This window comes from Aquitalea pelogenes, from assembly GCF_001515305.1.
In the GTDB taxonomy this organism is placed as follows: domain Bacteria; phylum Pseudomonadota; class Gammaproteobacteria; order Burkholderiales; family Chromobacteriaceae; genus Aquitalea; species Aquitalea pelogenes.
This window is the reverse complement of the sequence record NZ_LNQV01000041.1, coordinates 25,945-38,453: the sequence shown is the minus strand read 5'-3', so window position 1 is coordinate 38,453 and position 12,509 is coordinate 25,945. Positions and strand designations below refer to the sequence as shown.

At 57.2% G+C, this 12,509-nt stretch carries 8 protein-coding genes; 5 read left to right on the top strand and 3 right to left on the bottom strand.

Going from position 1 to position 12,509, the window contains the following annotated elements; all coding sequences use genetic code 11:
- Positions 1–1,283: 1,283 nt before the first annotated feature.
- Positions 1,284–5,315: an NACHT domain-containing protein gene (locus AWT75_RS15850; protein ID WP_062790368.1), complete on the bottom strand. Its 4,032-nt coding sequence runs from the start codon at positions 5,313–5,315 to the stop codon at positions 1,284–1,286.
- A gap of 350 nt (positions 5,316–5,665) precedes the next feature.
- Complete coding sequence (locus AWT75_RS15845) at positions 5,666–6,151, bottom strand: Lrp/AsnC family transcriptional regulator (protein ID WP_045848252.1); 486 nt, start codon at positions 6,149–6,151, stop codon at positions 5,666–5,668.
- 135 nt (positions 6,152–6,286) lie between these two features.
- Between AWT75_RS15845 and AWT75_RS15840 the strand changes: the two genes are divergently transcribed.
- Complete coding sequence (locus AWT75_RS15840; RefSeq protein ID WP_062790365.1) at positions 6,287–7,327, top strand: zinc-dependent alcohol dehydrogenase family protein; 1,041 nt, start codon at positions 6,287–6,289, stop codon at positions 7,325–7,327.
- Between the two features lie 63 nt (positions 7,328–7,390).
- On the opposite strand, the gene AWT75_RS15835 is transcribed toward AWT75_RS15840, so the two are convergent.
- Complete coding sequence (locus tag AWT75_RS15835) at positions 7,391–8,320, bottom strand: LysR substrate-binding domain-containing protein (protein ID WP_062790362.1); 930 nt, start codon at positions 8,318–8,320, stop codon at positions 7,391–7,393.
- A gap of 47 nt (positions 8,321–8,367) precedes the next feature.
- Here AWT75_RS15835 and AWT75_RS15830 point away from each other — a divergent pair, with 47 nt between their 5' ends.
- From AWT75_RS15830 to AWT75_RS22240, 4 genes are all read left to right on the top strand, one after another.
- Positions 8,368–8,772, top strand: coding sequence for a nuclear transport factor 2 family protein (locus tag AWT75_RS15830; protein WP_045848214.1), 405 nt, complete (start codon positions 8,368–8,370; stop codon positions 8,770–8,772).
- A 325-nt stretch (positions 8,773–9,097) separates the two neighbouring features.
- Complete coding sequence (locus tag AWT75_RS15825) at positions 9,098–10,852, top strand: ABC-F family ATP-binding cassette domain-containing protein (protein WP_153013355.1); 1,755 nt, start codon at positions 9,098–9,100, stop codon at positions 10,850–10,852.
- 372 nt (positions 10,853–11,224) lie between these two features.
- Entirely contained in the window at positions 11,225–12,385 is a 1,161-nt protein-coding gene (locus tag AWT75_RS15820; RefSeq protein ID WP_204377074.1) for a hypothetical protein, read from the top strand.
- Complete coding sequence (locus AWT75_RS22240) at positions 12,355–12,504, top strand: hypothetical protein (RefSeq protein WP_204377073.1); 150 nt, start codon at positions 12,355–12,357, stop codon at positions 12,502–12,504. Before AWT75_RS15820 ends, AWT75_RS22240 begins: the two co-directional genes overlap by 31 nt.
- Positions 12,505–12,509 lie beyond the last annotated feature (5 nt).

Sequence of the window (12,509 nt, the reverse complement as noted above, 5' to 3'; positions counted from 1 at the left end):
GGAGTTGTTGTTGCAGGCTGCGGCGCAGGCGCGGGCCGAACAGTTGCAGGATGTCGTCGGCCAGCAGGCAGTAATGGCCGTGGTGTTGCACTACGCGGACGGATTTGCCGAGGTAGCAGAGTGTCAGGGGTGGTGGCTGGGGGATGATGGGGTCGGGATGCGTCATGGTGCTGCCCTCCGTTGCAGGATGAAGGCTGCCACGCGCTTGTTTGAAGGCGGGTGGCAGGCCAAAGCGGGGTTGGCGAACCGGGAGAGTCACCACAGAACCGGCAGACCGTATAGGTCTCCCCACCTGGCCTGCCATTGAAGGGTGCAGACGCAAGCAGAAAAAGCCGCTTTGACACGGCTTTCCCGGTAACTCTCATCAGGTCGCCAAACCTGGATGCGCTTGAAAACGCAACGGGACAAGGCTAATCAGCACCACCGGGGACGGCAAGGGTAGAGGGACGGGGAAACACTGGCAAGATGTGCAGGTAAGAGGCTGGTATCCGCAACGGTGGACGGGATGCTTGTTTGCTTGGCGACGTTATTTGGCCAGCGCGTAGGGCGGAAGCCCCAGTCTTACCGGGGCGTTCCGCCGTCATGCGGACCATCCCGGCACACAACAAAAAACCATTTGTTCGGACTGCAGAAATCCGCTGCGCGGATGATTTCTTGTCTTGCCGCTTCCGCGCGGCGGACGGGAAAGAGGGCTTGCCTGGCCAAGCCCTCCTTCACCTCCAAGGCCACCCCAGCAAGCATGGCCTGCGGCTGCCCGACAGGCCCCGACCGGGGCGAGGCGCGCCTGAACTCGCGATTTGCTAACGTCAAATCGCTCAGACATTGCAGGCGCTTAAAACCTCGCCCCGGCCATCCGTCGGCATGCTTGACGGGGCCAGGGGTGGCGTCGGTACGGTGGAAACAAATGGCGCTTGGGTTTGATAATGGGCTTTGCTATTCAATACGAAGCCATAAAGGCCGAATCGAAAACTTGTTGCTGACAAATGTCTTCAATTCGTCCTTAGCGGTCACTCAGTCGGTAAGCTGGAAGGGCCGTTCTTATTTAGTAACCAGACATTGCCTTCCACCTTTGCTTAATGTCCGATTTCAACCCACAGAAACGCTTGCTGAACGATCCAATTCTACCTGATGAGGTTTCCAAGCGAGGTGGCAACGTGGAGGTTACGTTGGCGACTCCATCCAAGAATTGGCAACAGGCAGTCGCTCCCAGCCCATCGACACTGAATAGACCTTTGGCTTGGCGCTCGACCGATAATTCCCTGTCGGCTCGATCCTGGGCATGATTAGGGTTTTCCGGCAGTAAGATCAATCACAATGACATCAATCAGCGCGCGTCGAGCTTCAGGGATACGTTCAATTAGCATTTTGCACATCTCGTCTGCTGACTTTGGAGCTTCAAGACCCTGCGGTGGAGCCTGCAACCGCCTTCCCGATGTGGAGGGCAGGTCCCCACACCAAAATACGCAATAGATGCCACGTTGCTCTGAGCGCCAGTCAATAAGATATTTAAGATCGAGTTGATCGGTAGCAGCCTGCCAGACTTCAGTGTGCCACTGTCCCTTAACTTCCATCGGTAGCTGAAGTTGCCCGCAAGCAAAGGCGAGATCCGCGCGCTTAGTTTTAGGCATATCAGCCTCGGTGATACGCTGGATGTTATAACGCATCAGTTCGGGGCCGATCATCGCCGCTAGCCGGTCGCGGCAGCGATTTTCATCATGGGGCACTCCAGAATCATTCCAGAAATCACGCACCTGATCGACATCGTCACCGATCAAAATTTTCTGCGCGACCGTAAGCTCTTCAAGCACGAGAGACTTGAGATCGTTTGCATTTGACGGAGGTCCCTCGGCTAGCAGGTGTCCCAGGTCTTGGGGGAGTAATGGCTCGAGATTTTCTTCTACACGTTTTTGACGTTGCTCCGCAGCCATATGTCGAATCAATGCGCTATAGCTGTCGGCCGGTTGGAAGATGAGCTCGTGCATCGCTTCACATGCTTCTTCACAGGTATTGTTGGCGATGCGGCTGATCATGGCGAGGAGGAAGTCAGTTGCATCATATGGATTCGTATCGCCAGAGCCACTGCCTTCCAGAATTGCATATGGCCACGCAGCTCTAAACTCGGAAATAATCCACTTCGCCTGCGCGATACTGACCGGAAATAGTGCACCATGGCGCCGTAGCTGAAAGCGGTTTCGCAGGTACCAAATGAAATCTGGATGCTCGGTACCTATACCTGCGATGTCAGGTAGCACCTTATCGAAACGTACCAATACATCAATCGCAAGCCAGGTAAACAAGCTCTCTTCGTTGCGAAAAACCATGCTATCGCGTGTTGCGGCGATCGAAACCAAAGATGTGAGTAATCCCGAATTAGCGATGCAATCGACTAACTCGAGTTCGATATGCTCTGGTAAATCAGGAAATGTCATTAGCCATTCTGGGGCAAGTACGCTCCCGGTTTCTTGCCAATGCTCGTCATGTGCCAGCTTATAAAGGCCTGAGGGATTTAAAGCTTTGGTGGCAAGCGAAGGTTCTACCCATAGTCGCGCGAAATCCTCCCGGTCCTTGGTTGTCAAAATGAGCTTCTGCTCGAGTGCTTCACAAAGCATCGGCAGATCACTATCGTTACTCAAGCCACGATCGTTATGGCATAACAACAGCCCAGTTTTTAAGACATCAGCAGAGATGTTTGAGAAATCTGAGCTAGAACGCAGTCGTGACCACAAACCGGCCATGATCGCGTAGCCATAGGAATAGGTTTTACCTTCTGCAAAGCCCCTGGAGACCTCAATGGATGATGGAATATCGTTACGATGAAGAACGGCCTCGAAGCCGGCCATTGAGTAAGCTGCAAGTTCGTCACCAAGCCATTCGGCAATTCTATCGCTAGGTGGTCGTTCGAGGGTTAGTTCAGGCAGCAAGCCAAGATAGGCTTTTGCAGGATAAATGATGTCCCAGAGCTCACCCGCTCGAAGGGCTGATTTTCTTGCAGTATATTGACGACGAGCTATCTCGTTAGCAACACGTCTTTTCCTTTCACGCTTCGCAGTCAAGCGTTCTTCTCGGTATTTCCATGCAGGCTTCTTGGGATTTTCAAGCTTGTGCACAAAAGCCTCAAGCTGTTGATCACCCGCTTGGAATTTGAGGCTTGCTGCGCGTAGTTCGGGATCAAAGCCATCGTGCCTTATTCCCAACCTCATAAGATCGCACCATTCATTTCGCTGAGTAGTGGCTTTATTATTAGCACCTGCTAGCCGTTCAAGGAACCAAATAACATCTCTAGGGCGGCTCGAAAGCCCCACCATGCGCCGTTGGAGATCGAATTCCATCAAGTAAATAGAGGGCCGAAGACATATCTTGTAAATCACATGCTCTTGAACTGCATGACGCAGGTCATCATGTGTATCTAACTTGGTATAAAGTGCCTGCAACTCATTCCGTGGAGAATAAGTTGCAGACTGAAGTACCCCGAGCCAGTTCCACAAAAGCATTGCATCCGCAGGCAGAACAACTTCTTCGTCGATGGCACGGACGATAAGCGTAGATACGAGTTTTTCAAGATCATTTGCAGCACGTCTTTCGGCATGTTTAACGAATTGTGCATGATCGGAAAGAAGGTTGAGTACGTTGACTAACCTATCCTTTGGCAGGGTCGCAATTATGAGTCCGTAATATCGAAGAGTATGGACCCGGTGTTTCTTGACATAAGGTAATGGGCAAATCGTGACTCCCATCTCGGCAAGCAATGTCGCTACGAGAAGATCATCCGATACGTCGCAATCTATCTGAGTAATCAAGCTGTGTGCGAGGCGCGTGGAGTCCTCGGTGCCTTGATCGTGCAATTTGGAAATTATCTCTTGGAACCATGCATGGTTGCGATGAGGCATTAGTGCCTCGGCAGCAGCCTCGCGCTCATGATAGGAACGTTCTTCGGAGAGCATCACTATGACCAGCATCTCCGCGAGATCACCTGCAAGTGACGTGCCTTTGAGCCCCTCAATCAACAGTGAGCGCAAGTGCGAGTTGCCCGAGCCGCATGAGATGATCATCTCAATCTTAGTTCGCAGACTGGGAATCATCAGGCCGGAAGCAGTATGGTTGTCCCAGTCCTGAGCACGAAAATAAGGATCGACTTCGGCAAGAACCTGAAGTGCATCGAACATACAATCTGCCTGCTCTGCGGTCAGGCTAGCCGTCTCCCCGTAGCGCAAAACACCGAATGGATCGGCGGCAATTATACTCTTTGCCATTTTCAAGCAATGGAATGCGAGCCATGCATGCAGGCCACGCAAGCTTGCAGGAACTGCACCGCTACCGTGTAGCTGAGCCAGCAAGCGCCGCTGCGTGCGCGTGGTCGTCGCTTGGTGCGCAAGCCAGCGAGCCCCTAAGAATTCGGCGATAACGCGGTGAATCGGCTTCGCGCGACCTATACCGACACTGTGAAATAGCTTCGATGAAAATATCGCTCGCGCCGCGTTAGCTCCGGGAAGGGTCGAAAGGTCGGAGAGGCGAACATCTCCGTCCTGGATTTGCCCCGGGCCAGCAAGGCTCACTGCATCCGCGCCGGCAAACAGCAATCCGGCCATGAGGGCACCAGCGGCTGAGAGTGCTTGGTCCTCAGTAATTTTTCCAAGGCCAGAATCCTGCCGATCGGGATCATGCTCCGGCCAAATTAATGTACAGACGCGCTCGAAAAGTGCGGCGCGAGTTGACGGTAACTTTGCATCGTGCTCAGCAACCTGCCCCATTAATCCGAGGGTTAGCGGGTTGCTGTATAGGTCTGCGATACCGTGTTCTTCGAGATGACTGAGCACGTGTTCCGAGTCCGCCTTCGCGTAACACTGCATCAAGAATGCATTTGCTTCATTTCTGCTTAGGGCCTCGAGTGAATAGATGGCAGGTTCAGCCCCTAAAATTTGGCGAAGGTTGGTAACGTTGCGCGACTGCCATTCGCGAGAACGGCACGATAGGATGAAATTGGAGGTTCCTACCTCCTCTAGTTGCGCAAGAATCATGTCAACTGCATCTCCCTCGCGTCGTGCTATTGCCTCATCCAGCCCATCGATTAGCAGCGGCTTGTTGGCAACAACAAACCCGACGGGATTTCTGCTAAGCATGAAGCGAACCGCGGTTACCGGCAGAACACCGAGTTGCCGTCCAATTTCGTTGATAAGCTCGCTTTTGCCCATACCAGGTTCACCGAGTATGACCTTCGGTCCGGTCATCATAAGCAGCTCGGCTTCATCGACTATCTGTGTCTGTTCTTGGCCATTGATGATACGAAGATGTCGCGGGCATCGATATTTTTTTGACATAAATGAGGAGCCTTACTTACCAGTTACATCAGCTTCGGCAGAGAATTGGTTGGAGCTGACAATCATATTGGTTTTATCGATGCCTTAGTACTTCGACATAAACTGAGAGTTGAATCAGCACAGCACTTCTAGACACTTGGGAATAGTTGGCGAGGAGGCCGGTCATGGCCATCGAACGGCCAGATGATGCCCCCTGCCTGAAAGACAGCTTTGGCCGAAATGCTGCCAACGACCAATCACTCCGCACCATCATCCTATACCCCGACGGATCGCCCCTGTGGGGCATCCGCCCTACGGCAACAGCCCCCCTCTCCCGTCAAACACCACCCACCCACACAGGTCATGGCCATTCAGCCATGGCCTGGCTCGATATCGGTGATGGGCAGCTTGTTCATCACCTTTATTTCCCTGAGCGAGATATTGCTGCGGATGCTGAACACCCCCGGTAATTTGCGCAGTACTTTCTCGACAAAGCGGCTGTAGTCATCCAGGTCGCGTGCGACCACTTGCAGCAGGAAGTCGGCTTCGCCGGTGGTGTTATGGCAGGCCAGTATCTGCGGGCAGGCCTGGATGATGCGTTCGAATGCGGCGGTGGCTTCTTCGCTGTGCTGGGTGCAGACAATCTGCACAAAGGCCATCACCCCTATTCCCAGTTTGCGCCGGTTCAGTACCGCTTTGTAACCCTCGATAACCCCCAGCTCTTCCAGCCGCTTCTGCCGTCGCCAGCAGGAGGCTTCGCTCATGGCAAATTGTTCGGCCAGCTTGGCGTTGGACAGGCGGCCATCCTGTTGCAGCTTGTCGGCGATGGCGAGGTCTACTTTGTCGAGGTCGGTCATTTTGAAGAAAGCTTTCACCGGCTAGTTGGTGAGTGAAATCCTATTTCAGATTACGGCTTATTCCAATGGCAATCTGACAGGTAATTTCTGGGGAAACGTTCACAATAAATGCACCATTCCACTGAGGAGTACTGCATGAAAGCCATTGTTTACGAATCGTTTTCGGCCCCGCCGCAACTGACCACCGTGCCGGACCCGACGCCGGATAACAGCGGTGTGGTGATCCAGGTGATGGCAACCGGCGTGTGCCGTAGTGACTGGCATGGCTGGGTTGGCCACGACCCGGACATTCAGCTGCCGCATGTGCCCGGTCATGAGTTTTCCGGGGTGGTGACGGCGGTTGGCAAGCAGGTGGGCAAATGGAAGATTGGCGATCGGGTCACGGTGCCGTTTGTGGCTGGCTGTGGCCATTGCCCGGAGTGTCATTCGGGTAATCATCAGGTGTGCGACCACCAGTTCCAGCCCGGCTTCACCCACTGGGGTTCGTTTGCCGAGTATGTGTCCATCCATCAGGCGGACATCAATCTGGTGGCCTTGCCGGAGTCGCTGGATTTCACCACCGCAGCCAGCCTGGGATGCCGTTTTGTGACATCGTTTCGTGCGGTGGTGGATCAGGGCAAAACCTCGGCCGGGCAGTGGGTGGCAGTGCATGGCTGCGGTGGCGTTGGGCTGTCTGCCATCATGATTGCCAATGCCATCGGGGCGAATGTGATTGCCATTGATATTTCGGACGACAAGCTGGAACTGGCGCGCAAGCTGGGGGCGGTGGCCACGGTGAATGCCAGCAAGGTGCCGGATGTGGTTGAAGCGGTGATGGACATCAGCCGCGGTGGTGCGCATGTGTCACTGGATGCGCTAGGCCATCCGGTCACTTGCTTCAACTCGATCAGCAATCTGCGCAAGCGCGGCAAGCACGTGCAGGTGGGCCTGATGCTGGGCGAGCACAGCACCCCGGCCGTTCCGATGAGCAAGGTGATTGCGCACGAGCTGGAAATCCTGGGCAGCCACGGCATGCAGGCGCATCGTTACGATGCCATGTTCGCCATGATGGCCGCGGGCAAGCTGGCACCGGAGCAGCTGATTGGCCGCACCATCAGCCTTGAACAGTCGATTGAGGTGCTGATGAATATGGATAGGTTCGAGGTGGCCGGGGTAACGGTGGTGACGGAGTTCTGACTCCCCGTCAGCCTGCCGCTTGCGGTCATGCGCATGGTGGATCGCCCCGCCGGGGCATCCACCTTATGCCAGGGCCAGCAGGGCTTCGCTCAGCTCGCGCAGCTTGGGGCTGTGGCGGCCAGGCTCGGGCATCACCAGAAAATAAGCCAGCGTGCTGGTGGTCATGGCGGCAAAGGGCATCACCAGCTCGCCGCTGGCCAGCCGGTCTTGTGCCAGGCGCGGGTCTCCCAGCGCAATGCCGTAACCCAGTACCGCAGCCCCGGTGGCGGATTCCAGCGAGTCGAACTCGACTTGCCGCCCTGCCATTTCCCCGCTGCCATATTGCCGCCACCAGCCCTGCCACGCTTGCTGGCCGGCATCGGCATGAATCAGGCAGTGCTGTTGCATGTCAGCCGGTCTGTGCAACTCGCGCGCCAGTGCCGGGCAGCACATCGGGGTAAGGTGTTCGGCAAACAGCCGTTCGGCATGCAGGCCATGCCATTGGCCGTCGCCGCGCACCAGCATGGCGTCCAGCTCGGTGCCGGTAAAGTCGGGGGTATCGCTAATGGAGGTGCTGATGTCGATGCGGATGCCGGGCAGCAACTGTTGCAGGCTGTCCAGCCGTGGCAGGAACCAGCGCAGTGCAAGCGTGGATGGCAGACGCAGGCGAATGACTTGCTGCTGCCGGCTGGCCAGCTGCGAAAACGCGGACAGCTCGGCCAATACCCGCCGGGCAAGCTGTTGCAGTTGCTCGCCTTCCGGGCTCAGCTGCATGCCGCTGGCGCTGCGCCGGAACAAGGCAAGCTGGTAGTACTGCTCCAGTTGCTGGATCTGGCGGCTCACCGCGCCCTGGGTGCGGTGCAGCTGGGTGGCGGCACGCGACAGGCTGCCCAGCTGGGCAACGGCGACAAAGGCCTGTAAGCCCATGATGGATGGCAGGGGTTTGGTCAGTTCGCCAAGCGGGTATGCATCCGCTGCATATCCGGCTTCAGAATTTGTCGATATTCGGCTCATGGGCAAATGGCTAAGGTGATGGCTCACACCAAACAAGGAATACAGCAATGTCCGGTATCGATACGGCGCAGTATGCAGCCAGGCTGACAGACTACCTGCAGGCACTTGAACAGAGCAATGTTGACGGGGTGGTCGCCCTGTTTGCCCCGCAGGCCACCATTTATTCTCCCCTGTTGGGATGGGTCAGCCCCGCATCGTTTTACCGCAAGCTGGCCGAGGCTTCCGGCAACAGCAAGATCACCCTGCTGGACCTCTTCCACAGCAGCCAGGGCAGCCGCCGTGCCACGGCTTATTTCCGCTATGACTGGGTGCTGAAAGACCAAAGCACTGTCAGCTTTGATTGCGTGGACGTGTTCGACTTCAATGCGGATGGCCTGATTGAAAAGCTGGTCATCATCTACGACACCCACACCATCCGTGCCGACCTTGGCGACCGCTTCAGCCCGGATTGACAGGCCACACACCACGCCATGGTGGATCGCCCGCCGGGGCATCCACCCTCCCCGCCTGTCACGCAGGACGGAAGCCCCAGGATTTAGCGGGGTGTTCCGCCGCAACACTTTCATCCCGGCCCGTGCCCGCTCAGTCGACAAAGCGCAGAACATGAGGCCATAGGCAGAAGCCCGCACGGCGCAGGAAGCATCTGCGTATAATCCCCACTTCGCCCTCGGCCCATGTGCCTGAGGGCGGTGTTTTTTCCTGGCACTCCGTCGCGACGAAAGTAAACGCCGGGCTACCGCTATTCGCCACCCAAACCTTGCAGCACGGCATTCCCTCATGATCATCCTGAAAAACGTGGCCTTGCGTCGCGGCACCAAAGTCCTGCTGGACAACGCAACTGTCAGCATCAACCCCGGCGAGAAAGTCGGCCTTGTCGGGCGTAACGGCGCGGGCAAGTCATCGCTGTTTGCCGTGCTCAACGGCAATCTGCACGAAGACGGTGGCGATTTTTCCATTCCCAGCCAGTGGCGCATGGCGCAAGTGGCGCAGGACATGCCGGAAACCACGCAAAGCGCCACGGAATTCGTGGTGGAAGGCGACCTCACCTTGCTGGCGGCACGGCGCGAAGTGGCCGAGGCCGAAGCGGGTGAAGACTACATGCGCATGGCCCATGCCTATACCGCGCTGAATGATGCCGGCGAGCATGACGCACCGGCGCGGGCACAGGCGCTGATTCTGGGCCTGGGTTTCAGCGTGGCGGAGCTGGATCAGCCGGTGAACAGCTTCTCCGGCGGCTGGCGCATGCGCCTGCAATTGGCGCGGGCGCTGATGTGCCCTTCCGACTTGCTGCTGCTGGACGAACCCACCAACCACCTGGACCTGGACGCACTGGTGTGGCTGGAAGCGTGGCTCAAGCAATACAGCGGCACCATGGTGGTCATCAGCCATGACCGCGAATTCCTGGATGCCGTCACCAACGTCACCCTGCATATCGACCACGGCAAGCTGGTGCGCTACGGCGGTAATTACAGCAAGTTCGAGGACATGCGCGCCGAGCAGATGATTCTGCAGCAGGCCGCACAGGCCAAGCAGCAGGAAAAGATGGCCCACCTGCAAAAATTCATCGACCGCTTCAAGGCCAAGGCCAGCAAGGCCAAGCAGGCGCAAAGCCGGGTGAAGGCGCTGGAGCGCATGGAGAAGATTGCGCCGGTATTGGCCGATGCGGAATTCCAGTTTGAATTCAAGGAACCGGGTAGCCTGCCCAACCCCATGCTGACCATGTCGCAGGCATCATTCGGCTATCCGGCAGCGGCAGATGCACCGGCAGGCACGCCGCCTACCGTGATTGTCAAAGGGGTGAACCGTTCGGTGCTGGCCGGCCAGCGCATCGGCATCCTGGGGGCCAACGGTCAGGGCAAGTCCACGCTGGTGAAAACGGTGGCCGAAGCATTGAAAGCCACCAGCGGCGAAATCATCCGTGGCAAGGGCCTGAGCATCGGCTACTTCTCGCAGCAGGAGCTGGACGTATTGCGCCCGGAAGACGACCCGCTGCAGCACATGCTGCGCCTGGTGCGGGAAACGCCAGCCCAGCTGCGCCCGCCCGCAAACGACTGCCGCGAGCAGGGTTTGCGCAACTTCCTTGGCACCTTCAATTTCAGCGGCGACATGGTCAAGCAGGCGGTGGGCAGCATGAGCGGCGGCGAAAAGGCCCGACTGGTGCTGTGCATGATTGTATGGCTGCGCCCCAACCTGCTGCTGCTGGATGAACCGACCAACCACCTGGACCTGGCCACCCGCGAAGCACTCAGCGTGGCGCTCAACGAATTTGAAGGTTCGGTGATGCTGGTCAGCCACGACCGCGCCCTGCTGCGCGCCGTGTGTGACGAGTTCTGGATGGTGTCGCGCGGCGGTGTCAGCGACTTTGACGGCGACCTGGACGACTACCAAGTTTACCTGCTGGCAGAAGCCAAGCGCGCCGTGAAGAAGCGGCGGGCAAACGCCAGACGGCAGCATAAGCAAGGCCGACAACAGGAATTTCCGCCTTTCAATTCACGAAGACCGCCAGCTGTCTTGCAGTCCGACTGCCGTTGATTCCCACACCACACCCCGCCCGTTCGCGGGGTGTTTTCCTGTTCCGCCATCCATTGATTCATGGCCCGACCGGGCTGCACTTTACCCTGTTGCAACAGCCGGTTTTCCGCCTGAAGCAGGCAGCAGGGGCAATTACCATGCAGCAAATAATGTCAATGACAACTTGGTAGGGCTTGCTTTGGCTTGGGCAGCAACTAGAATGAACAAGAAAGTAATAATTAATACTGTTTAAATTAATATCATATGAAATATCCAAGGGGCATCATCAAACTACCGATGTGGTAGCGGGGAAGTCTTCTTGCTGCATCCGGCTGCCAGCACAAGCCGGGGATACAGGTGGGCCAGCCGCACCAGCACGCCAAGGAAACCATCATGCAGCCGACTACCTTGCACTGCGCGCGAAACAGCCTGTTTCTTGCCGCACTGTCCTTGTCTTTTCCCATGCAGGTTCACGCCGATATCAGCCTGGAAAGCCTGCAGCAACAAATCAGCGATCTGGCACAGACCAACCGCCAGCAGGAACAGCGCATACGCCAACTGGAACAGCAGCTGGCAGGACTAAACCGCCGTGATGGCCAGGTGGCCGCCACCAGCACCGGCAATAACGGTGCTGGCAGCAGAAGCCCCGGCCCCGATACCCCGGCAAACGCCACTGCCATGGCGGGCAACAATGGCCCGGCACTGCCGGTGGTCAGTGAAGTGCCCAAGAGTGTGGAAGACATCTATCAGGAAGCCAGCGGTTTTGCCCCCGGCAAATTCTCCATCGAACCCAGTTTCACCTACACCCATTACGACACCCGCGAGCTGGTGCTCAATGGCTTTCTGGCGCTGGACTCCATCTTTCTGGGCAATATCAACCTGGACAAAGTGGTAAGCGACAGCCTGACGCTGGATCTCACCACCCGTTACTCGCCCAGCCCGCGCTGGCAGCTGGACATCGACGTCCCCTGGATAGCAAGGGACGCCACTTATTTTTCAGGCGGGGCTGGCGGGTCTGCCAGCACGGTTTCCCAAGGCTCGGTACGTCAGGGGCCTACCCTGGGCGATATCAGTGTGGGGCTGGGTTACAAGCTGGTGGAAGAAAACGCCGACTGGCCGGATGTGGTGTGGAGCTTGCGCGTGAAAGCCCCTACCGGGCGCAGCCCTTATGGCATCAAGCTGGTGCAATCAGCCGGCAACAACAATCTGTCCATGCCTGACCGGCTGCCCACCGGCAATGGCGTCTGGGGCATCACCACCGGCCTGTCCTTCGTCAAGACGGTGGACCCGGCCGTGCTGTTTGCCAGCGTGGGTTACACCCATTATCTGGATGGCCATTTCAGCGACATCAGCCCCACGGCAGGGGTAACCCAGCCGGGTGACGTGCGGCTGGGCGACAGCTGGAACTGGGGTGCCGGCATTGCCTTTGCGCTGAACGACAAGCTCAGCCTTGGCCTGTCCTATTCACAGCAGATCGTCGTCAGGCGCGGGTGCGGCAGCAAGGCAGCGGCTGGAGCAGTGTGGTGGGCAGCAGCGCCAATGCCGCCAACCTGAACCTGGGCCTGACCTATGCCTACAGCAAGCGGCTTTCCATCATTCCCAATCTGTCCCTGGGCATGACACCGGACAGCCCCAACTATGCGTTTTCGGTGAAATTCCCCTACCGCTTCTGACGGAG